At 66.3% G+C, this 19,921-nt stretch carries 22 protein-coding genes; 6 read left to right on the forward strand and 16 right to left on the reverse strand.

Features of this window, described 5'->3' with window-relative positions:
* Window positions 1-3: 3 nt before the first annotated feature.
* From ACT6UX_RS13280 to ACT6UX_RS13305, 6 genes are read right to left on the reverse strand one after another with little or no spacing between them, the layout of a single operon-like run.
* Entirely contained in the window at window positions 4-288 is a 285-nt protein-coding gene (locus ACT6UX_RS13280) for a putative quinol monooxygenase (RefSeq protein ID WP_444775632.1), read from the reverse strand.
* 20 nt (window positions 289-308) lie between these two features.
* Window positions 309-800, reverse strand: a complete 492-nt coding sequence (locus ACT6UX_RS13285) for a MaoC family dehydratase (protein WP_444775633.1) — start codon at window positions 798-800, stop codon at window positions 309-311.
* A complete protein-coding gene (locus tag ACT6UX_RS13290) occupies window positions 800-1,486 on the reverse strand; it encodes a glutathione S-transferase N-terminal domain-containing protein (protein ID WP_444775634.1) in 687 nt (228 codons plus the stop codon). The genes ACT6UX_RS13285 and ACT6UX_RS13290 overlap by 1 nt, the downstream gene beginning before the upstream one ends.
* Before the next feature lie 7 nt (window positions 1,487-1,493).
* The gene (mmsB, locus tag ACT6UX_RS13295; protein ID WP_444775635.1) at window positions 1,494-2,375 is read right to left on the reverse strand and encodes a 3-hydroxyisobutyrate dehydrogenase; all 882 of its coding nucleotides are present in this window, start codon (window positions 2,373-2,375) and stop codon (window positions 1,494-1,496) included.
* A gap of 28 nt (window positions 2,376-2,403) precedes the next feature.
* Window positions 2,404-3,471, reverse strand: coding sequence for an enoyl-CoA hydratase/isomerase family protein (locus ACT6UX_RS13300; protein WP_444775636.1), 1,068 nt, complete (start codon window positions 3,469-3,471; stop codon window positions 2,404-2,406).
* Between the two features lie 4 nt (window positions 3,472-3,475).
* Complete coding sequence (locus ACT6UX_RS13305; protein WP_444775699.1) at window positions 3,476-4,615, reverse strand: isobutyryl-CoA dehydrogenase; 1,140 nt, start codon at window positions 4,613-4,615, stop codon at window positions 3,476-3,478.
* An 89-nt stretch (window positions 4,616-4,704) separates the two neighbouring features.
* Between ACT6UX_RS13305 and hemB the strand changes: the two genes are divergently transcribed.
* Window positions 4,705-5,715 carry a porphobilinogen synthase gene (hemB, locus tag ACT6UX_RS13310; RefSeq protein ID WP_444775637.1) on the forward strand — a complete coding sequence of 337 codons (1,011 nt, stop codon included), beginning with the start codon at window positions 4,705-4,707 and terminating at the stop codon, window positions 5,713-5,715.
* Entirely contained in the window at window positions 5,712-6,200 is a 489-nt protein-coding gene (locus ACT6UX_RS13315; protein ID WP_444775638.1) for an NUDIX hydrolase, read from the forward strand. Before hemB ends, ACT6UX_RS13315 begins: the two co-directional genes overlap by 4 nt.
* On the opposite strand, the gene ACT6UX_RS13320 is transcribed toward ACT6UX_RS13315, so the two are convergent.
* Genes ACT6UX_RS13320 through ACT6UX_RS13335 form a run of 4 tightly spaced genes read right to left on the reverse strand, consistent with a single transcriptional unit; the run spans window position 6,197 to window position 9,578 of the window.
* The gene (locus ACT6UX_RS13320; protein WP_444775639.1) at window positions 6,197-6,340 is read right to left on the reverse strand and encodes a hypothetical protein; all 144 of its coding nucleotides are present in this window, start codon (window positions 6,338-6,340) and stop codon (window positions 6,197-6,199) included. The two genes, ACT6UX_RS13315 and ACT6UX_RS13320, sit on opposite strands and share 4 nt — an antisense overlap.
* A gap of 12 nt (window positions 6,341-6,352) precedes the next feature.
* On the reverse strand, window positions 6,353-7,591 hold the full coding sequence (locus ACT6UX_RS13325; RefSeq protein ID WP_444775640.1) for an MFS transporter: 1,239 nt from the start codon (window positions 7,589-7,591) through the stop codon (window positions 6,353-6,355).
* Complete coding sequence (locus ACT6UX_RS13330; RefSeq protein WP_444775641.1) at window positions 7,588-8,571, reverse strand: YheT family hydrolase; 984 nt, start codon at window positions 8,569-8,571, stop codon at window positions 7,588-7,590. The genes ACT6UX_RS13325 and ACT6UX_RS13330 overlap by 4 nt, the downstream gene beginning before the upstream one ends.
* Window positions 8,568-9,578 carry a YheT family hydrolase gene (locus tag ACT6UX_RS13335; RefSeq protein WP_444775642.1) on the reverse strand — a complete coding sequence of 337 codons (1,011 nt, stop codon included), beginning with the start codon at window positions 9,576-9,578 and terminating at the stop codon, window positions 8,568-8,570. The genes ACT6UX_RS13330 and ACT6UX_RS13335 overlap by 4 nt, the downstream gene beginning before the upstream one ends.
* A gap of 47 nt (window positions 9,579-9,625) precedes the next feature.
* Between ACT6UX_RS13335 and ACT6UX_RS13340 the strand changes: the two genes are divergently transcribed.
* The 3 genes from ACT6UX_RS13340 to ACT6UX_RS13350 are packed head-to-tail and all read left to right on the forward strand — an operon-like array spanning window position 9,626 to window position 14,093.
* Window positions 9,626-10,483: a DMT family transporter gene (locus tag ACT6UX_RS13340; protein WP_444775643.1), complete on the forward strand. Its 858-nt coding sequence runs from the start codon at window positions 9,626-9,628 to the stop codon at window positions 10,481-10,483.
* Between the two features lie 9 nt (window positions 10,484-10,492).
* A complete protein-coding gene (locus ACT6UX_RS13345; protein ID WP_444775644.1) occupies window positions 10,493-11,650 on the forward strand; it encodes a CaiB/BaiF CoA transferase family protein in 1,158 nt (385 codons plus the stop codon).
* Window positions 11,651-11,654: 4 nt separating this feature from the next.
* The gene (locus ACT6UX_RS13350; protein WP_444775645.1) at window positions 11,655-14,093 is read left to right on the forward strand and encodes a penicillin acylase family protein; all 2,439 of its coding nucleotides are present in this window, start codon (window positions 11,655-11,657) and stop codon (window positions 14,091-14,093) included.
* 3 nt (window positions 14,094-14,096) lie between these two features.
* Here the strand turns inward: ACT6UX_RS13350 and ACT6UX_RS13355 are convergent, their stop codons facing one another.
* Genes ACT6UX_RS13355 through ACT6UX_RS13365 form a run of 3 tightly spaced genes read right to left on the reverse strand, consistent with a single transcriptional unit; the run spans window position 14,097 to window position 17,059 of the window.
* A complete protein-coding gene (locus ACT6UX_RS13355; RefSeq protein WP_444775646.1) occupies window positions 14,097-15,407 on the reverse strand; it encodes a hemolysin family protein in 1,311 nt (436 codons plus the stop codon).
* Between the two features lie 12 nt (window positions 15,408-15,419).
* Window positions 15,420-16,256, reverse strand: coding sequence for a TauD/TfdA dioxygenase family protein (locus tag ACT6UX_RS13360; protein ID WP_444775647.1), 837 nt, complete (start codon window positions 16,254-16,256; stop codon window positions 15,420-15,422).
* Window positions 16,257-16,258: 2 nt separating this feature from the next.
* Window positions 16,259-17,059 (reverse strand): enoyl-CoA hydratase/isomerase family protein, encoded by an 801-nt coding sequence (locus tag ACT6UX_RS13365; protein WP_444775648.1) that lies wholly within the window; start codon window positions 17,057-17,059, stop codon window positions 16,259-16,261.
* Here ACT6UX_RS13365 and mepA point away from each other — a divergent pair.
* On the forward strand, window positions 17,058-17,924 hold the full coding sequence (gene mepA / locus ACT6UX_RS13370) for a penicillin-insensitive murein endopeptidase (RefSeq protein ID WP_444775649.1): 867 nt from the start codon (window positions 17,058-17,060) through the stop codon (window positions 17,922-17,924). The genes ACT6UX_RS13365 and mepA overlap by 2 nt on opposite strands.
* Before the next feature lie 4 nt (window positions 17,925-17,928).
* Here the strand turns inward: mepA and ACT6UX_RS13375 are convergent, their stop codons facing one another.
* The 3 genes from ACT6UX_RS13375 to ACT6UX_RS13385 are packed head-to-tail and all read right to left on the reverse strand — an operon-like array spanning window position 17,929 to window position 19,918.
* The gene (locus ACT6UX_RS13375; protein WP_444775650.1) at window positions 17,929-18,324 is read right to left on the reverse strand and encodes a hypothetical protein; all 396 of its coding nucleotides are present in this window, start codon (window positions 18,322-18,324) and stop codon (window positions 17,929-17,931) included.
* Window positions 18,325-18,350: 26 nt separating this feature from the next.
* Window positions 18,351-19,148 carry an ABC transporter permease gene (locus ACT6UX_RS13380; protein ID WP_444775651.1) on the reverse strand — a complete coding sequence of 266 codons (798 nt, stop codon included), beginning with the start codon at window positions 19,146-19,148 and terminating at the stop codon, window positions 18,351-18,353.
* On the reverse strand, window positions 19,145-19,918 hold the full coding sequence (locus tag ACT6UX_RS13385; RefSeq protein WP_444775652.1) for an ABC transporter ATP-binding protein: 774 nt from the start codon (window positions 19,916-19,918) through the stop codon (window positions 19,145-19,147). The genes ACT6UX_RS13380 and ACT6UX_RS13385 overlap by 4 nt, the downstream gene beginning before the upstream one ends.
* Between the last annotated feature and the right edge of the window lie 3 nt (window positions 19,919-19,921).

Consider the following 19,921-nt stretch of genomic DNA (forward strand, 5'->3'; position numbering starts at 1 on the left):
CGTTCAGACTTCTTCCATCGCCTGAACGTCGGGACGGCCGGCGAGATAGTCGCCGAGCTTGCGGCCGAGTTCCTTGAAGTGCGGCGCCGCGCGATGGGCCTCCAGCGCCGCCTGATCCTCGTAGCGCTCCAGCATGACATAGACGTTAACGTCCGCGGTCTTGTGCAGCGCATAGAGCTTGTTGCCAGGCTCGTCGGCGTGAACCTTGGCCTGAAGCGCCTTCATGGTCGCTTCGAAGTCGCCGTTGGTGCCGGGCTTGATGGTCAGTTTCGCGATGACGCCGATCATACTCTCTCCTCCTGCCGTCTCTATTGCGGCTTCTTCTTCAAAAGATACTTGTGCTCGCCGTCGCACACCAGTTCGCCCTTCTGGTTGTGGATGGTGAGTTTCAGCACGGCCACACCGGTCGTGCGCCCGGGCTTCAGCTCGGTGACCTGAAGCATCGGGTAGAGCGTGTCGCCAACATAGACCGGCTTCAGGAACCGCGACGACTGCTCGAGGAAGCCGATCAGCGACTCGCCCACGAAATGCGGGAAGATGCCGCCCCCGGCCGCGCCCTGGATGGCGACCTGCAGACCATGCGCCAGCATCTCCCGGTGGCCCAGTGCCTTGCAGTATTCGCGATCGTAGTGGATCGGATGATTGTCGCCGCTGGCGAGTTGGAAGGCCGAGAACAGCGCCTCGGTCTGGGTACGCGAGTTGATGTAGAATTTCTGGCCGACCTCGAGATCCTCGAACCAGTGGGCCGGGCCGAAACGATGCTCGGCAGGATCGAACGGCTTCGTATCAGTGTCCGGCATCAGGCAGCCTTGGCCTTGCGGGCCATCCCGTCGAAGAGATCGAGCATGCGCTCGCGCCACGCATGGACCGGATCGTCCTTCTCCAGCAGTTCGATCGGACTGACGGTGCGCGGCCACATGAAGGTGCCGGCGAGGATGTAGTCCGGGTACGCGGCCTCGGCGCCCGACAGGAACTTCTGTTCACGCAACGCCCGGCGTGCAGGCTCGAGCGCGGCACGGAAGGCCGCCAGCCCCTTCTCACGGGCCTTCGTCTGGAAGGACGCGAAGTCCGTCGTGCCCAGGCGCGCCCCGCGCGATTGGGCGATGTACTCCTTGTCCTCGGGCCGCACGCGATCGTACAGGTCGCCGATGATCAGCGGGAAAATCCCGGCATTGACCACCGTGTCCGTCCAGCCGTTGATGAAGCGCGCATAGGAGCGGCCCATCTCGCTCTTCAGCAGCAGCCTCTCCGGGTACATGTCGTCGAGATAGACCGCGATGGCCCAGCTGTCCTTGACCGGCTTCTCACCGTCCTTGATCACCGGCACGGTCTTGGAATCAGCGAAGGCGATCTTCTCCTTCTCCGTGAAGCCCACCGGCACGCTGGTGAAGTCGAGCCCCTTGTGGGCCAGGGAGAACTTGGTGCGCCAGCAGAAGGGACTGGGACGCCGATCGTCCTCGAACGCAAGGTCATAGAGGGTGATCATGCGGGCCTCACTTGCCGTCCAGCATCTTGATGATGCCGGAGAAGTCTTTGGCGCCGTTGCCGGAGTTCACGAACAGGTTGAAGAGCTGGGCGGCTTCCGCACCCAGCGGCGTGCTGGCGCCGGCGGCGTTGGCCGCCTGCTGGGCCAGCATCAGGTCCTTCAGCATCATCGCCGCCGTGAAGCCCGCCTGGTAGTCACGGTTTGCGGGCGAGGCTGGCACCGGGCCCGGCACCGGGCAGTAGTTGGTCAGCGACCAGCACTGGCCCGACGCGGTGGAGGCTACGTCGAACAGCTTCTGCGCGTCGAGACCCAACCGCTTGGCCAGCATGAAGGCCTCGCTGACGGCGATCATGGAGACACCGAGGATCATATTGTTGCAGATCTTCGCCGCCTGGCCGCCGCCGCTCGTGCCGGCGAGAACGATGTTCTTGCCCATCTTCTCGAGGATCGGCTTCGCCTTGGCGAACGACGCCTCGCTGCCGCCGACCATGAAGGTGAGCGTGCCCGCAGTGGCGCCGCCGACACCGCCGGAGACCGGTGCGTCAACCATGTCCATCCCGGCCTTGTCCGCCAGTGCCGCGACGTGGCGCGCGCTTTCCACGTCGATGGTCGAACAGTCGATCAGCAAGGTGCCCCTGGCGACGTTGGGCAGGACGTCCTTCTCATAGACCTCGCGGACATGCTTGCCGGCCGGCAGCATGGTGACGACGATTTCCGCGCCTTTCACCGCTTCCGCCGCGGAGGAAGCCTTGTGCGCCCCCTTCTCGACCGCGCTTGCCACGGCCGCGTCCGACAGGTCGAACGCTACGACGTGGTGCTGCGCCTTTGCCAGGTTGGCGGCCATCGGGCCGCCCATGTTGCCGAGACCGATGAAGGCGATTTTCGCCATGGCTTCCTCCGTTTGGTTTGTTTCGGGCTTAGTCGAAGAACAGGTCGTTCGACACCGGCCTGAAATGCTCCTCGACCATCGCCGCCGTCACGCCGTCGATCGTCGGCGGATTCCATTGGGGCTTCTGGTCCTTGTCGATCAGCAGGGCGCGCACGCCCTCGAAGAAATCGTGGCCCTTCTGCATGCAACGCTGCGACATGCGGTACTCGATCGTCATCGTGTCCTCGAACGAGCGGTTGGCGCAGGCCTTGAGCTGCGCCAGCGTGATCGCCATCGAGAGCGGCGAGAGCTTCATGAGCGCGGCAAGCTGCTTCTGCGCGAACTCGCTGTTCGACTTCTTCAGCTTGGCGACGATCTCCTGGAGCGTCTCGGCTGAGAAGCAGCGGTCGATCTCCGGCATCAGCGCCGGCAGCGTCTGCTCGCCGGCATCCGCCTGGAAGCGGGCGATCACGGCATCGACCTTCTCGTCGGCGCGCGGGCCAGACAGGTCCGCCGCGCCAAGGGCGGCCTGCAGCTCGTCGATCTTCGCGCTGGGCACAAAGGCGTTGGCAATGCCCGCCCACACCGCGTCCGCTGCCTTGAGGCGATAGCTGGTGAGTGCGAGGAACGTGCCCAGGGCGCCCGGCAGGCGTGTCAGGAAATAGCCGCCGCCGACATCGGGGAAGAGGCCGATCGTCGTCTCGGGCATGGCGAACAGGTACTTCTCCGTCACCACCGAGTGCGAGCCGTGCGCCGAAAGGCCGACACCGCCGCCCATGTTGATGCCGTCGATCAACGAGATCCACGGCTTGGCGTAGCGGTAGATGCGACGGTTTACGATGTACTCGTCGCGGAAGAAGTCGCGCCGCAGCGTGCCCGACGGATTGTCTCGCATCTCGCGATAGAGGCCCGCCACGTCGCCGCCGGCAGAAAAGGCCCGGTCGCCGGCGCCGCGCAGCACCACCGCCTTGACGGAAGGATCCTTCTCCCACTCCGGCATGACCCTTTCCATCTCGAGGATGATGCCGTGCGACAGGGAGTTGAGGACCTTCGGGCGGTTGAGCGTCATGACGCCCAGCCCATCCTTCACATCGAACAGAATTTCAGCTTCGGACATGCTTTCAACTCATCAACAGACGGCGGGAAATGATCACGCGCATGATCTCGTTGGTGCCTTCGAGGATCTGGTGCACGCGCAGGTCGCGGAGATAGCGCTCCAGCGGGAAATCCTTCAAGTAGCCGTATCCGCCATGCAATTGCAGCGCCTCGTTGACCACGCGGAAGCCCACATCCGTCGCGAAGCGCTTGCCCATGGCCGCGGCCTGCGTCGCCTCGGGCGACTTGGCGTCCAGCAGCGAGGCCGCCCGCCAGATCAGGAGCCGCGCGGCGTCGAGCTCGGTCGCCATATCGGCGAGCTTGAATTGCGTGGCCTGGAAGTCGGCCAGCGGCTTGCCGAACTGCTTGCGCTCCACCACGTAGCGCGAGGCCGTCTCGAGGCAGGCGCGCGCGCCGCCCAGCGAGCAGGCGCCGATATTGATGCGTCCGCCGTCGAGACCCATCATCGCGATCTTGAAGCCGTGGCCTTCCGGCCCGAGCCGGTTGGCCACTGGCACCCGGCAATTCTCGAAGATCACCGAGGCCGTCGGCTGGCTGTTCCAGCCGAGCTTGTTCTCCTGCTTGCCGAACGAGAGGCCGGGCGTCCCCGCTTCGACCACCAGGGTCGAGACGCCGCTGGCGCCCGGGCCGCCGGTGCGCAGCATCACCACGTAGATGTCGCTGCGCCCACCGCCCGAAATGAAGGCCTTGCTGCCGTTCAGCACATAGTGATCGCCTTGCAGCTCCGCCCTTGTCGCCAACGCTGCCGCGTCGGAGCCGGCGCCCGGTTCGGTCAGACAGTAGCTGGCGAAATGCTCCATGGAGCAGAGCCTGGGCAGGAAGCGCCGGCGCTGGTCGTCGTCGCCGAAGGCGTCGATCATCCACGCCGCCATGTTGTGGATGGAGATGTAGGCCGCCGTGCTGGGGCAGGCCGCCGAAAGCTCCTCCATGATGAGGGCCGCATCGAACCGGCCGAGGCCGCTGCCGCCGACATCGTCGCGCACGTAGATGCCGCCGAAGCCGAGGGAAGCGGCCTCCCGCAGCACCTCCTCCGGAAAAATCTTCTCGGCATCCCAGCGCGCGGCGTGCGGCAGCATGCGGTCGGTCGCGAACTGCCGGGCCGTATCGCGGAAGGCCTGCTGGTCTTCTGAAAGCGTGAAATCCATCGACGGGACCGTATCAACTCTGGCGCCGGCTTTCTGCAGGAAAAGGAGCCGCATTGCGGCCCCTACCCGTTCGCGCGATAAGGCCATTCATGTCTGCCCGTTTCACGACCCTCGGCCGCTATCCCACGACCCGCCTGCGCCGCAACCGCGGCGAGGAATGGTCCCGTCGCCTGGTCGCCGAGAACAAGCTCTCGGTCGACGACCTGATCTGGCCGGTCTTCGTCCAGGAGGGCCAGAACAGCCGCACGCCGGTCGCCTCCATGCCGGGCGTCGATCGTCTTTCGATCGACCTGTTCGCGGAAGCGGCCAGGGAAGCCCGCGACCTCGGCATTCCCGCCGTCGCGATCTTCCCGGAGACCGACCCGAAGGCGAAAACGCCGGACGCGCGCGAGGCCTACAATCCGGGCAATCTCGTCTGCCGCGCCATTACGGCGGTCAGAAAGGCGGTTCCGGACATCGGGATCGTCTGCGACGTGGCGCTCGACCCGTTCAACAGCGATGGCCATGACGGCATCGTGCGCGACGGTCGCATCCTGAACGATGAATCGGTCGAGGCGCTGGTCAAGCAGGCGATCGTCCAGACCGAGGCCGGCGCCGACATCCAGGCGCCCTCGGACATGATGGACGGCCGCATCGGCGCCATTCGCGCGGCCCTCGACGCCAGGGGCTTCCAGCGCGAGCAGATCATGTCCTATGCCGCCAAGTATGCGTCGGCCTTCTACAATCCGTTCCGCGATGCCATCGGCAGCTCCGGCGCGCTGAAGGGCGACAAGAAGACCTACCAGATGGACTATGCCAACTCGGACGAGGCCCTGCGCGAAGTGGGCTTCGACATCGAGGAAGGCGCCGACATGGTGATGGTGAAGCCTGGCCTCCCCTACCTCGACATCGTGCGGCGCGTGAAGGACACGTTCGGCGTGCCGACCTACGCCTATCAGGTGAGCGGCGAGTACGCGATGCTGAGAGGTGCCGCCGATCGCGGTTGGCTCGACTGGAACAAGGTGCTGATCGAGACGCTGACCGGCTTCAAGCGGGCCGGCTGCGACGGCATCCTGACCTATGGCGCGATCGACGCGGCACGGCTGCTCAAATCCAAATGATTGAGCGTCCCTCGGCCCGGCTGATCCTGCTCGATCCGCAGGACCGGCTGTTCCTGTTCAACGTCCACGATCCCCAGGTCTTCGATCCGGCCAAACCCTTCTTCGATCCCTTCTGGGTGATGATCGGCGGCATGGTCGATCCGGGCGAGGACTATGCGCAGGCCGCGGTGCGAGAGGCGGGCGAAGAGACCAAGCTGCCGGTGATCGACACGCCCCGCTGGATTTGGAAGCGCGAGCGGATCATGAGCTGGCGCGGCAAGGAGGTTCTGCACCGGGAGCGTTTCTTCCTGGCCCGCACCGACCGCAGCGAGATCGACACGTCGGGGCTCGACGAGAAGGAACGAAGCTGGACGCTCGGCCATCGCTGGTGGACGGCCGACGAGATCGCCGCTTCGACCGAGCGCTTCGAACCTACCGACCTCGGCACCCGCTTCGCTGCCCTTCTGCACGACGGGCCGCCCACCGAACCGCTGGTCCTGTCCTAGCGCTGGTCGCGATCCTCGCGCTCGCGCCTGCGGCGTTCCTGCTCTTCCGACGCGCCGCGGTAGGCTCGCCATGCCAGGACGAGTGCGACCAGCGAACAGGCCACGCCCACGATCATCACCATTGGCTCCGCCTCACCCATCTCGCATTTTCCTCACGACGGCCTCGCCTGCCCGATGATCACCGCCGCATCATGTCCTGAATGAGGCCTGGTTTCGGGCATGGAGGCGGCATAGATCAGCAGGCCGATGCCCGCGATCCCGGCCAGGGCGAGGAACGCCGCCGAGTAGCCGGCCGTCACGACGATCAGTCCGGCAAAAGTCGCACTGAGCGCCGCCCCGAGCCCCAGCGCCGTCGCGATGGCGCCCTGGCTGACGTTGAATCGGCCGGTACCACGCGTCAGGTCTGCGACCACAACCGGAAACAGCGCACCGAAAATGCCGGCGCCAACGCCATCCAGCGCCTGGACGCCCACCAGCCAGTAGGGATCGTCCGAGAGCGGGTAGAGCGCCCCCCGCAGCGTCAGAATCAGGAAGCCGGCGAGGAACAGCGGCTTGCGTCCCCAATCGTCGGCCTTGGCACCGACAATCAAGGCGGCAGGTATCATGACGAGCTGGGCGATGACGACGCAGGCCGCCATCAGCGTCGTTCCCAGTCCCTCATTGGCCAGGGCGAGCTTCTGGCCGACGAGCGGCAACATCGCCGCATTGGCGAAGTGGAACAGCACGACGCAGCCGGCAAAGATCAGCAGCGGCCGGTTCTCCAGCAGGACCGACAGGCCGGCAGGCCTGGCATGACCATGATGGCTGCCGTCATCCAGACCACGGGCCACGTCGTGATCGATGGAACTGCCAGGCACGGCGAGGGTCGCGGCGACACTGGCGATGGCCATGCCGGCCATCAGATAGAAGACTGCGATCGGACCCATGACGTAGGCGCCCGCCCCCGCAATGACGGCGGCGACCGCGTTGCCCGCGTGGTTGAAAGCCTCGTTGCGGCCCGTGCGCCGCGTGAATGCCCGTGGCCCCATGATGCCCAGCGTGATCGCCGCGATCGCCGGCGCGAAGATCGAACTCGCAACACCGGCCAGAGACTGGGCGATCGCGACGGGCAGGAAACCGGGAGCGATCGGCAGGGCGAGGCAACAGGCGGTCACGAGGAGCGCCGCGACGATGATTGCGGCGCGCTTGTAGCGGGTGACGTCGATGAAGTTGCCCGCCGGCGTCTGGGCCAGGATCGTCGCGACGCCGCCGATCGACATGACGAGGCCGATGCTGGCGGCGTCCCACTTCTGGACCGTGAGAAGATAGATGGCGAGATAGGGTCCCAGCCCGTCACGGACGTCGGCCAGAAAGAAGTTCAAGGCGTCCAGTCCGCCCTCTTGTCGCGTCATGCGGACTTGACCTCGAAAAACTGTGCTGCGGCCCGGTCGCTCCAGGGAAGCCGGCAGCCCGTGCCGTGGAAGCCGACATGCCCACCCTGCTTCGGCAGCAAAGGTACCAGTGCCTTGTTGCTCATCCAATCGTAGCGGCTGTAGAGCACGCCCGGAATCCACGGATCGTCCAGCGCCGCCAGCACCAGGGTTGGCACGCGGATCCTTCCCATGAAGCGAACCGGCTTGCAGCGCTCGTAGTAATCGTCCGCCCCGGCGAACCCGTGACGCGGCGCGATGAAGACGTCGTCGTACTCCCGGATGGTGCGGGATCCGAGAATGGCGGACCTCTCGCTTTCCTCCAGGCGCGCACCCGGTGCCGTGGCCTCGACCTTCATCTGTCGAAGGAGGTGGCGATGATAGACAGCGTTGCGCCGTTGAAGCATCCGGCTGCAGGTCGCAGACAGGTCGATCGGTGCCGAGATCGCCGCCGCGGCGAGGACGGGAGCGGCCTCGCCCTCCTCACCCAGATATTTAAGCAGCATCGCTGCCCCGAGCGAATAGCCGACGGCCCGGACGCCGTCCGTCTTCAGTCCAGTGGGGAGGTTCGCCAGAAGGTTGCGAAAATCCTGGCTCCGGCCGGCATAGTACTGGCCAGCGCAGGTCGCGCGCGACGGCCCCGCTCCCCGCAGGTTCACCCGCAGGACACGCTCTCCGGCGTCCAGCAGACAACGGGCCATGCTGATCGCATAGGAACTCTCCTGTGATCCGGTCAGTCCGTGGATCAGGATCGTGAGGGGCTTGTTCGGCGCCGGCACCGACGGGCGGTCCAGCATGCAGGCCAGCCGATCGCCCGTCCCATCGCGCAGTTCGACGGTCAGCCGCTCCGACGTATGCGGCGCCAGCTCTTTCGGGGGCGGCCTCAGGAAATTGGCGAGAGTCTGGAGATCGGGGCCCCACCAGGGGAAACGCGGACGGAACGGCGGGAGGTCGAGGCTCACGCCTCGATGATATCAAGCCGGTCGAAGAATTTCTCCACGGCAAGGTCGCACCAGGGCCGCGCACTGTCATGCGCATGGAAGCCGATATGCCCACCGGCGGGCGGCATCAGCGGCACCAGCGACGGATTCTCGGACCAATTGAACTCGCGATAGTATTCGACGGGAATCCACGGATCGTCGCACGAGGCAATGACCATCGTCGGAACGCGAATCTCGGGCATGAAGGCCAGCGGCGAGCAGAGTTCGTAGTAATCTTCGGCACCGCGGAAGCCGTAGCGCGGCGAGATGAACCTGTCGTCGTACTCCCACACGCTGCGGGCCGACCGGATGACCTCGCGCTCTTCGGGCGAGGTCAGCGCGCCGGGCGCCAGCGCTTCCGCCTTCATGTCGTTCAGCAGATACGTGTGATAGAGCCAGTTGCGCGCCCGCATCATGTGCTTGCAGGTCCGCGCCAGATCAATCGGCGCGCAGATCGTTGCCGCACCGCGCAGCGGCGAGAAGGACCCTTCCTCGCCCAGATACTTGAGCAGCATGGCACCGCCCAGCGAATAGCCGATGGCAACAATGCCGTTGCCCGTCAGGTCCTCTGGAAGCTGGGACAGAACACGGCGAAAATCGGCGGTCCGGCCGACGTGATAATGCTCGCGACAATGTGGCCGCGAAGGCCCACAACCGCGCAGATTGAGCCGCAGGACGCGATATCCCCCGTCCAGCAGGTGACGTGCTGCATTCAGCATGTAGGCGCTGTTCTCGCTCCCGGTCAGCCCGTGAATGAGGACCGCCAGCGGACGCTCCACCACCGGTTCGACCGGATGGTCGAGCATGCCGAGCAGAATGTCGCCGGTGCGGTCGCCCATCGCAAAAGCCATGCGCTCGCTCGTATGCGGTGCGAGATCGCACACGCGGGCCGACGTCAGCCGTATGGCGATGGTCTGGAGATCGGGGCCCCACCACGGAAACCGTGGCTTGAATGGCGGCAAATCGAGGGAATCGATGGACGGGGGCACGGGGGGTCCGTATTCACACTTTGGTTCGGATGAAAACGCTCGCTACCTTGCCAAGTTCCTCTCTGCTCGGAGTGCTCTTCGCCGTCGCCGCCGCCATTGCCTTCAGCACGGCGGGAGTCATCGTGCGACGGATCGACCTCCCCGCCTGGGACGTCTCCTTCTGGCGCTCCGCCCTCCTCGTCGGCACCATGCTGCCGCTGCTGATCTGGCAACGCCGGCAGGTGATGATCGACATCCGCAATGGCGGACCCGCGCTGCTGCTCAGCGCCGTCCTGCTCGCGGGCAGCTTCGTGAGCTTCATCCTGGCGTTGGGGCTGGCGCCGGTCGCCAACGTGCTGATCATGTTCGGCGCCACGCCCTTCATCACCGCCATTGCGGCGCGCCTGTTCCTGCGCGAGCCGCTGCACCGCCACACCGTCCTTGCCATGCTCGCGGCGGTCGCCGGCCTGGCGATCAGCGTCGCCGGCTCCCTGCAGCCCGGCGCCCTCGCGGGTATGGCCGTCGCCTTCATCGTCGTGTTGTGCATGAGCGGCAACTACGTCGTGGTCCGCCATCGGCGCGACATCGGCATGACGCCCTCGATCTGGCTGGCCGGCCTGATTTCCGGCCTGGTGGCGCTGCCCTTCGCCCACCCCGAGAACGTCACCTGGGCGCAGCTTCCGTGGCTGTTTGCCCTGAGCCCAGGGCAGCTCGCGGTCGGGCTGCTGCTCTACATGGCGAGCCTCCGGCGCATCCCGGCGGCGCAGGCCGCCCTGCTCGGACTGCTCGAACTGGTGCTGGGACCGGTCTGGGTGTGGCTGTTCGATGGCGAAAAGCCGGACGATCTCACCTTGTTCGGTGGCGTCATCGTGATCTCGGCGGCAGCGGTCAATGTGTGGCTGGATTCGCGGCGATCCACTGGCTAAGAACCGGACATGACCCAGAATATCAAGGGCCCGCTGTCGGGCATTCTCGTCGTCGATCTCTCCCGCATCCTGGCGGGCCCCTACTGTACCCTTCTGATGGCCGAAATGGGCGCCCGGGTAATCAAGGTGGAGCCGCCCAAGGGGGGCGACGACGCCCGCGCCTACGGTCCCTTCGTCAACGGCAAGTCGACCTATTTCGCCTCGGTGAACCGCGGCAAGGAGAGCATTGCGCTCGACCTCAAGAACGACGAGCACCGCAAGATCTTCGAGAAGCTGCTCGAGAAGGCCGACGTCGTCGTCGAGAATTTCCGCCCCGGCACCATGGAGAAGCTGGGCTATGGCTGGGAGACGCTGCACGCCAAATATCCCAAGCTGATCTACGCCTCGGCGTCGGGCTTCGGCCACACTGGCCCGAACTCCAAGGATCCCGCCTATGACATGGTCATGCAGGGCCAGGGCGGCATGATGAGCATCACCGGCAACGAGGGCCAGCCGCCGAGCCGCGTGGGCATGTCGATCGGCGACATCGGCGCCGGGCTCTACACCGCCGTCGCCGTGAATGCGGCGCTCGTCCACCGTCTCAAGACCGGAGAGTCCACCAAGGTCGACATCGCGATGTTCGACTGCCAGCTCGCGCTGCTCGAAAACGCGATCATGCGCTACACGGTCGAGAAGGAAATCCCCGGTCCGCTCGGTGCGCGGCACCCGACCATCACCCCCTTCGAAGCCTTCGCCACCTCCGACGGCTCGATGATCATCGCAGCGGGCAACGACAGCCTGTTCATCAAGATGTGCGAGGCGCTCGGCCGGTCCGACATGGCGACCGATCCCGCCTACAAGTCGAACGCGCTACGCCAGAAGAGCCAGAAGAAGCTGAAAGAGGAAATCGAGTCGGTCCTGAAAACCAACACGACCGAGCACTGGATCGGCGTCGTGTCCAAGGGCGGCGTGCCGTGCGGTCCGATCAACAACATCGCACAGGCGATTGAGCATCCTCAGGTCGCGGCGCGCAACATGCTGGTCGATGTACCGGATGGCAGCGGCGGCACGCTGAAACTGGCAGGCAATCCGCTGAAGATGTCGGCCTTCCCCGATCCGACCACCCGCCCGGCCGCGCCGGACCTCGACGCCGACCGCGACGCGATCCTCTCCTCCTTGGGCGGTTGAGCCGGTGAGGCTGTTGGTCCGCGTCGCAGCCTTTCTCGGAAAGTTCCTGCTCGGTACGGCGCTGGCTCTCGCGGTCTTCGTGGCCGGCACCTACTTCCATGTGCGCGGGGCCCTGCCAAGCTATGCCGGCCAGCTCGAGGCGACAGGCCTCAAGGCTCCGGTCGAGATCCTGCGCGACAAGAATGCCGTACCGCACATCATCGCGGGATCGATCGAGGACGCGTCCTTCGCCCTGGGCTATGTCCATGCCCAGGACCGGTTCTGGCAGATGGAGCTCATGCGCCGCATCGGCCAGGGACGTCTGGCGGAACTCGTACCGCCGGCCGTGGTCGGCCAGGGCCTGGTCGACAGCGACCGCACGATGCGCGGTCTGGGCGTCTACCGTCGCGCCACGGAGAGCGTGGGCGCGCTTTCGCCCGCGATGCGCACCCGGCTGGAGGCGTATGCGGCGGGCGTGAATGCCTGGATTTCAAACGATGCCCAGCAGTACGGTCTGGAACTCTCGCTGATCAAGCTCCTGTCCGGCGGACGCTACCGCCCCGAGCCATGGCGCCCGGCCGATTCGCTGGTCTGGGCCAAGCTCATGGCACTCGGCCTCGACGGCAACTGGCGGGCCGAGCTTCTCCGCCTGCGCCTCTCTCAGAAGATCGGCGAGGACGGGGTGAAATTCCTGATCGAGCCGTCCGGCGACAGCAAGGATTCGACCCTGTCGATGGTCATGGCGGCGACCAAGGACATCGACCTCGACCGTATCTTCCGCGGTACCGACAACGAGGTGACGCGCAAGCGCGAGGCCTCGAACGAGTGGGTCCTGTCGGGCGCCCATGCGGTGTCGGGACGTCCCCTTCTCGCCAACGACCCGCATCTCGGATTCTCCTTCCCCGGCGTCTGGTACCTCGCCCGCCTGGTCGGTCCGGGCTTCGACATCCGCGGCGCCACCTCGCCAGGATCGCCCGCCGTGGTGCTGGGCCACAACGGCACCATCGGCTGGGGCTTCACGACCACCAACCTCGACAGCCAGGACGTCTTCGTCGAGCGCGTCGATCCGACCGACCCCAACCGCTACATCACGCCCGACGGCGCCCGCCCCTTCGCAGTGCGCGACGAGACGATCAAGGTCGCCTGGGGCGATCCGATCACGATGCGCGTGCGCGAGACACGGCACGGACCAGTAATCGACGACTTCGTCCGCCGCGGCGACAATCTCACGCCGCAGGGACATGTCCTGGCACTACAGGCCACCGCCCTCGACGGCGCCGACACTTCTGCCGAGGGCTTCGCCCGCATCGGCTCGGCGCAGAACTGGGAGGATTTCCTGGCGGCGGCCCGGCGCATCGTCTCCCCGATGCAGAACATGGTCTATGCCGACACGTCGGGGAACATCGGCCTGATCTCGCCGGCACGTGTGCCGATCCGACGCAAGGGCGACGGCTCGATGCCGGTGCCGGGCTGGACCTCGGAGTTCGACTGGGCAGGCTACGTGCCGTTCGACGACCTGCCGAGAGTCTACAATCCGGGGGTCGGCGTGATCGTCAACGCCAACGGCCGGCTCGTGCCTGACGACTACCGTCACTTCATCAGCCGGGACTGGGCCGAACCCTATCGCCAGCGCCGCGCCGCGCAACTGCTCGGCGAGGTCCAGCGGCATCCGGTCTACGGCATGATCGTCATGCAGGCCGACAATCTCACGCTCGACGCCGCGGAGATGCTGCCCTACCTGCTGAAGGGCACGCCGCGCAACGCCCGCGCCGCCCAGGCCCGCGAGCGGCTCGCGCGGTGGAACATGTTCATGCTGGCGAGCCGGCCCGAGCCGCTGATTTACGATGCCTGGCTCGCAGAACTCCAGAAGGGACTGTTGGGCGACGAACTGGGCCAGGATCTTTACGCCTCCCTGGCCGTGCCCAACGTCCCCCTGCTGGTGCGCATCCTGCGCGACAAGCCGGGCTGGTGCGACGATGGCGGCACTCGCCAGACCGAGTCCTGCGAGGACGCGATCGCCCTGGCTCTGGACCGGGCGCTCGACTGGATCGCACGGCGCCAGGGGCCCGACATGACCAAGTGGCAATGGGGTCGAGAGCATCTGGCCGTGCATCGCCACCCGTTGTTCGACGGCATTCCCCTGCTGCGCGACCTCGCCTCGGTCCGCTACCCGTCGGATGGCGGCAACCAGACGCTCAACCGGGCCTCGCCCTCGTTCCGCGGCGACCGGCCCTTCGACGCCGTTCACGGCGCCGGCTATCGCGGCATCTACGATTTCAGCGATCTCGAGAACAGCCGTTTCGCGACGCCGCTCGGACAGTCCGGAAACATGCTGTCGCCATGGGCCCGCAACTTCGTCGAACCCTGGCAGGAGCTCGCCTACATCAACATCGGCGGCACCCGCGCCGAGACGGCCCGCAGCGCCATCGGCACGCTGACCTTGTCGCCCCCGTCGGCGCGCTGACGGTCAGGCCTCGAGAGTCGGCGTGCGGCGCACGAGGAGCTTGTCGATGCGCCGCCCGTCCATGTCGACGATCTCGAAGGTCCAGTCCTCGTAGGTGAATTGCTCGCCGGCCACCGGCAGGTGCCCGAGCTGGGCCAACGCAAAGCCGGCGATCGTATGGAACCTGGTGCTGACCGGCAGCTTCTTGAGCTGCAGCCGGTCGAGGGTCGCGTGCACCGGCGCCATGCCGTCTATCAGCAGCGAGCCGTCCTCGCGCTCGTAGACGTCGGGGTCCTCGCCCACGGCCTCCGGGAGGTCGCCGGCCAATGCTTCCAGCAGGTCGGCCTGCGTGACGATTCCCTCGATGCCACCATACTCGTCGACGACCACCGCGAGCCGCACCGGCGACTTCTTGAACTGCTCCAGCACCTTGAAGATCGGCATGGCCTCGTGGACCATCAGCGGCACGGCGACCACCGCGCCCGGATCGATCGCGCCGCCGCGCAGCGTCTGGTTCAACAGCTCCGTCTTGGTGACGGTGCCCAGCAGATTGTCGATGCTGCCCTGGCCTACGAGCATCTGCTCGTAGGGACTTTCCAACACCGTCCGCACGATCTCGTCATGCCCGTCGTTCATGTCGATCCAGTCGAGTTCGGTGCGCGGTGTCATAATCTCGCCGATCCGGCGATTGCCGATCTCGAGGGCGCGTACCATGACCTCTTCCTGGGCGTCCTGCAGCAGGCCGGCATCCTGGCTGGCCTCGACCAGCAGCTTCAGCTCACCAGGCGAATGCAGGGATTCCTCCCCTGTTCCAGGCCGCAGGCCGCACAATCTCAGCACGAGATTTCCCATCCCGTTCAGCACGAGGATAGCGGGGCTGAGAAGCCACCTGAACAGGCTGAGCGGCCGCACCACCCACAGTGCCGTCGCCTCGCTGCGCTGGAGCGCGAGGCTCTTGGGCGCCAGCTCGCCCAGCACGATGTGCAGCGCCGTGATCAGCAGGAAGGAGATGCCGACCGCAATCGCGTAGGCGCTGATGCCAGCCGTCGTGCCCCACAGGTGCGCCAGAGGCTCTTCGATCAGGTGGGCGATCGCCGGCTCGCCGATCCAGCCCAGTGCCAGTGACGAGATGGTGATGCCGAGCTGTGTTGCGGCAAGGTTGGAATCGAGATGGTCGAGGGCGCGGACCAGCGCCTTGGCGTTGATCCGCCCCGAGGCGGCGAGTTCGATGACGCGGCTGCGACGCACGGCCACCAGCGCGAATTCGGCGGCCACGAAGAATCCGTTGGCCGCGACCAGCAGCAATACGGCCAGCAAACCTCCCGCTCCGGACATGCCCCTCTCCCCCTATCGCGGCTTGTCGCCGGCCAGCGTGATCCGGTGCATGATGCGCCGGAAGCCGTGATAGTCGTTGATCGGATTGTGCATCGCGCAGCGATTGTCCCAGAAGGCCAGCGAGCCGGGTTCCCAGCGGAAGCGACAGGTGAATTCGGGCCGCGTCTGGTGCTCCCACAGAAAGCGCAGCAGCGGCAGGCTCTCCTTCTCGGTCCAGCCCTTGATGTGCGCGGTGTGGGCGTCTGACGTGTAGAGCGCCTTGCGGCCGGTTTCCGGATGGGTCCGCACGATCGGATGCTCGGCCGTCATCACCTTCAGCTCGGCACCGGCCGCTTTCATGCGGTCCTCGCGGGTCTTGGTGACGTCGGCCTTGGCCGAGGAGCTGACCCCGATCAAGCCATCCAGCGTCGCCTTCAGCCCATCCGACAGCGCCTCGTAGGCAAGGTACTGGTTGGCGAACATCGTGTCGCCGCCGAACGGCGGCACCTCGCGCGCCAGCAGCATGCTGCCCATCGGCGGGACCGGCAGATAGGTCGTGTCGGAGTGCCAGATGCCGCCAAAATTGTTGCGCTCGTGTTCGAGCTTCACCACCGGCGTGATCATCTGCGATTCCGGCAGCCCCTTGAGCTGCGGATACTCGACCGGTTCGCCGAACTTCCGCGCAAAGGCCAGCTGCTGCAGCGGAGTCACCGTCTGGCCGCGCAGGAAGATCACGAGATGGTCGAGCAAGGCCTGGCGCATTTCGGCCACGACCTCCGCATCGAGATCCCGCGCCATGTCGACGCCGTGGATTTCAGCGCCCAGCGCCCCCGCGATCGGCCTCACTTCGATGTGGCGATAGTTTCGCATGTCTACCTCTTGGCCCAGGAGGGCGTCGTCTTCGCCATGAAATGCCGGATGCCCTCGGCCGCCTCCGGTTGACGCAGCAGCCCGACCAGATTGGCCGCCGCCTCGTCGAGCACGTCGAGATCATCCTTCTTCGCGCAGGACAGGACCAGCCGCTTGGCCACGGCCAGCGCCTTGGGCTCCATCTTCAGAACGTCATCCAGCAGGCCCTGCAGCGCCACCTCGACCTCGGCGCCGGCCGCGCAGAGATGGCGGCCGATCCCGAGACGGTAGGCCTCCGCGGCATCGATGACCCTCCCGGTGACGGCGAGGTCGCGCACCGGCCCCTCGCCGAGGCGCCGCACCAGGAAGGGAATGATCTGCGAGGGGATGAAGCCGACCCTGGGTTCGGGAATGCCGAAGCGGGCGTCGCCGCGCAGGATCACGACATCCGAACAGCAGGCCATGCCAAAACCGGCCCCAACCGCCGAGCCTTCGACCACCGCGATGGTGGCTTGCGGCAGCGCTTCCAACGCCAACAATGCATTGCCGAACTGGCGATAGCTCGGGAGCAGCGGGTCCGTGCCACCGGGCGGTACAGACGGCAGGTCGGCCATCGTGTCGAGATCGCCGCCGGCGCAGAAATGCCCGCCCGCCCCGCGAAGGACCAGCACGCGGCACGCCGCATCGCTGGCGACGCCGACGAAGGCGTCCTCCAGTTCCAGCATCATCCGGTGCGTCAGCGCATTGCGCCGCTGCGGGCGATTCAGTGTCAGGAAGGTGACGGCGCCCTGCCGTTCGATCTCGAGGAACTCGTAGTCGGCCATGGGCAAAGTCTTAGCGAGCGACTATCGTGCCAACAAGATGATGCGCTTCGCGGTTCCGCTCCTCGCGGCTCTCCTTTCCCTGACGAACGCGGCCCGCGCCGACGACTGGGCCACCGTCATGACGCCGGCGCCCGGCCCGACACAATCCATTGGGTTCTATACCGCCGGATGCCTGCAGGGCGCCCAGGCGCTGCCCCTGGAAGGTCCGGGCTACGAGGCCATCCGGGTCAGCCGCAATCGCTATTGGGGCCAGCCGGTCACGATCGAGTTCATCAAGACGCTGTCGGAGAAGATCCGGGCCGCCGGCCAGGCCCATCTCTACATCGGCGACATCGGCCAGCCGCGCGGCGGTCCCGCCCCGTCCGGCCATGCCAGCCACCAGGTGGGCCTCGACGCCGACATCTGGTTCGAGCGCCAGCCCGGACCACGTCGCACGCCCGCCGATCGGGAAAATCCACGCCTGCGTTCGCTGGTGCTGGCCGACGACAGCGGCATCGACGACTCGGTCTTCAACGAGCAGCACGTCTTCCTGCTGAGGACGGCGGCGCAGATGCCGAACCTGGACCGCATGTTCGTCAACAAGTGGATCAAGCAGCGGCTCTGTCAGACGGTCGGCGGCGACCGCTCCTGGCTGCGCAAGCTGGTCCCCTGGTACGGGCACGACTCGCATTTTCATGTCCGCCTCTATTGCCCGCCGGGCAATCCGCAGTGCCAGCCGCAGGCCGACTATGCGCAGGACGACGGCTGCGGAGAGGCGCTCGACTCGTGGTTCCGCAAGGCGCCGGTCGTTCCGCCGACCACCCCGCCCAAGCCCTACCGGCCCAAGTTGCCGGCGGCCTGTACGGCGGTACTGAACGCGCGGTAGCCGATCAGCCGATCCCGCCGCAGCGATTGGCGCGCTGGCGGGCCTGGACGTCGAGCCAGTCGAGACCACCCACCGTGCCGACGCGGATCCAGTCGACCTGGATCGTACCGTCGGGCACGCGCTTCACGACGTAACGCGATTCCGCCTGGGGCGCGCTCTGCGGCACGTACAGGACCGTTGTCGTGCCAGGCGCCGATGAAGGCTCGATGTTGACCACGAAGCCGCTGGCCGCCGGGGCCGCAAGGCACCCCACCATCGCGTCATAGGGGACAGTGTAGACACTCGACCAGGCCGGCACCGGCTTGGGCGGCGTAATCGGCTCACTGCCCAACTTGTCGACGGTCGAACACGCTGCGGCGGCGAGCGATAGAAGGGCGGGAACCATCACGTGCTTGAACATCACTCACCTCCGGAAACGTCCCTATTCTACTCGCCTTGCCCAAGGAGGGAACCGGCCCGGCGCGAAGAGCGGAAGAACCACTGGAAGACCTGAAAGCCGATCACGAGGTAGACGGCCGACAGGCCAAAAGCGACCGCCAGCATGTCCCAATGGACCGTCTTCTCCAGCATGATGGAGCGCATTCCCTCGAAGATATAGGCCGGCGGCAATCCCCAGGCGATGACCTGCAGCCAGTGCGGCAGCACGGTGATCGGATAGTAGACCCCGCTCACCGGCATCAGCACGAACACGGCCGCCCAGGCAAAGCTCTCCGCACTCTGCCCCACCCGCATGACCAGGCCCGACATGGCGAGCCCGATCGACCAGGAGAACATCTGCAGGATCACGAAGAAGGCGAGCAGCGGCAGGCCGAGCGTGTAGATCGAATAGCCGAAGAACGCCCAGGCCATCAGCGACACCGGGATCATGCCCAGGAGGGTACGCAGCAGCGACGCGACGATAATGCCGGCGGCCAACTCCCAGGAGCGGATCGGGCTGACGAAGAGATGGCCGAGATTGCGCGACCAGATCTCCTCCAGGAAGGCGATCGAGAGCGAGAGATTGCCGCGGACCACGACCTCCCACAGCAGCAGCCCCGACAGAAGCACGCCGGCGGCTTGCGCCACGAACGAGGCCTGCGGCAGGAGGTACTGGGTCATGAAGCCCCACATCACCATCTGCACGGCCGGCCAGTAGATCGAATCGACCAGACGCATCACGGAGCTGCGCCAGAGATAGATGTGGCGCAGCACCAGGGCATAGATGCGCTGGAGAGAACCGGTCATGACGTGCTCCCGTCGCGCTTGAGCGCATCGAGCCCGCGTCCCCGGCCGCGCGCCATGTCGAGGAACACCTCCTCCATGTCCTCGCGGCCGAACCGCTCCAGCAGTTCGCGCGGACTGCCGCGCTCGAAGACCTTGCCGGCCTGCAGCAGGATGACGTCGTCGCACAGCCGCTCGACCTCGGCCATGTTGTGCGAGGCGAGCAGGATCGTGGCGTGGGTTTCGTGCTGGTAGGATTCGAGGTAGCCGCGCACCCAGTCGGCCGTGTCGGGGTCGAGCGAGGCGGTCGGCTCGTCGAGCAGCAGCACGTCCGGCCGGTTGATCAGCGCCTTGGCCAGCGCCACGCGCGTCTTCTGGCCGGCCGACAACTTGCCCGCCGGGCGGTCGAGGAAGGCCGAGACCTGCATGTGCTCCGCGATCTCCTCGATGCGGTGCCGCAGGTCCTTCACGCCATAGAGCCGGCCGTAGAACTGCAGGTTCTGGCGCACCGTCAGGCGATGCGGCAGGTCGACATAGGGCGAGGAGAAATTCATCCGCGGCAGCGCCGCATATCGGCGCCGCAGCATGTCGATGCCCAGGATCTCGATGCTGCCGCCGGTCGGCTCCAGCAACCCGAGCAGCATGGCGATGGTCGTCGTCTTGCCCGCGCCGTTCCCGCCGAGCAGCCCCAGCACGGCGCCGCGCGGCGCCGAGAAGCTCAGATCGTCGACCGCGACGATCTCGCCATACACCTTGCGGAGGTGCTGGACCGCGATGGAGGGCGTTTCGGGCATGCC

It is taken from the genome of Reyranella sp. (assembly GCF_052439685.1).
In the GTDB taxonomy this organism is placed as follows: domain Bacteria; phylum Pseudomonadota; class Alphaproteobacteria; order Reyranellales; family Reyranellaceae; genus Reyranella.

What these genes read in the sequence shown, in the direction of transcription:
- ACT6UX_RS13280 (WP_444775632.1), bottom strand. Translation starts at nt 288, where the DNA reads ATGATCGGCGTCATCGCGAAACTGACCATCAAGCCCGGCACCAACGGC.
- ACT6UX_RS13285 (WP_444775633.1), bottom strand. Translation starts at nt 800, where the DNA reads ATGCCGGACACTGATACGAAGCCGTTCGATCCTGCCGAGCATCGTTTC.
- ACT6UX_RS13290 (WP_444775634.1), bottom strand. Translation starts at nt 1,486, where the DNA reads ATGATCACCCTCTATGACCTTGCGTTCGAGGACGATCGGCGTCCCAGT.
- mmsB (WP_444775635.1), bottom strand. Translation starts at nt 2,375, where the DNA reads ATGGCGAAAATCGCCTTCATCGGTCTCGGCAACATGGGCGGCCCGATG.
- ACT6UX_RS13300 (WP_444775636.1), bottom strand. Translation starts at nt 3,471, where the DNA reads ATGTCCGAAGCTGAAATTCTGTTCGATGTGAAGGATGGGCTGGGCGTC.
- ACT6UX_RS13305 (WP_444775699.1), bottom strand. Translation starts at nt 4,615, where the DNA reads ATGGATTTCACGCTTTCAGAAGACCAGCAGGCCTTCCGCGATACGGCC.
- hemB (WP_444775637.1), top strand. Translation starts at nt 4,705, where the DNA reads ATGTCTGCCCGTTTCACGACCCTCGGCCGCTATCCCACGACCCGCCTG.
- ACT6UX_RS13315 (WP_444775638.1), top strand. Translation starts at nt 5,712, where the DNA reads ATGATTGAGCGTCCCTCGGCCCGGCTGATCCTGCTCGATCCGCAGGAC.
- ACT6UX_RS13320 (WP_444775639.1), bottom strand. Translation starts at nt 6,340, where the DNA reads ATGGGTGAGGCGGAGCCAATGGTGATGATCGTGGGCGTGGCCTGTTCG.
- ACT6UX_RS13325 (WP_444775640.1), bottom strand. Translation starts at nt 7,591, where the DNA reads ATGACGCGACAAGAGGGCGGACTGGACGCCTTGAACTTCTTTCTGGCC.
- ACT6UX_RS13345 (WP_444775644.1), top strand. Translation starts at nt 10,493, where the DNA reads ATGACCCAGAATATCAAGGGCCCGCTGTCGGGCATTCTCGTCGTCGAT.
- ACT6UX_RS13355 (WP_444775646.1), bottom strand. Translation starts at nt 15,407, where the DNA reads ATGTCCGGAGCGGGAGGTTTGCTGGCCGTATTGCTGCTGGTCGCGGCC.
- ACT6UX_RS13360 (WP_444775647.1), bottom strand. Translation starts at nt 16,256, where the DNA reads ATGCGAAACTATCGCCACATCGAAGTGAGGCCGATCGCGGGGGCGCTG.
- mepA (WP_444775649.1), top strand. Translation starts at nt 17,058, where the DNA reads ATGGGCAAAGTCTTAGCGAGCGACTATCGTGCCAACAAGATGATGCGC.
- ACT6UX_RS13365 (WP_444775648.1), bottom strand. Translation starts at nt 17,059, where the DNA reads ATGGCCGACTACGAGTTCCTCGAGATCGAACGGCAGGGCGCCGTCACC.
- ACT6UX_RS13375 (WP_444775650.1), bottom strand. Translation starts at nt 18,324, where the DNA reads ATGTTCAAGCACGTGATGGTTCCCGCCCTTCTATCGCTCGCCGCCGCA.
- ACT6UX_RS13380 (WP_444775651.1), bottom strand. Translation starts at nt 19,148, where the DNA reads ATGACCGGTTCTCTCCAGCGCATCTATGCCCTGGTGCTGCGCCACATC.
- ACT6UX_RS13385 (WP_444775652.1), bottom strand. Translation starts at nt 19,918, where the DNA reads ATGCCCGAAACGCCCTCCATCGCGGTCCAGCACCTCCGCAAGGTGTAT.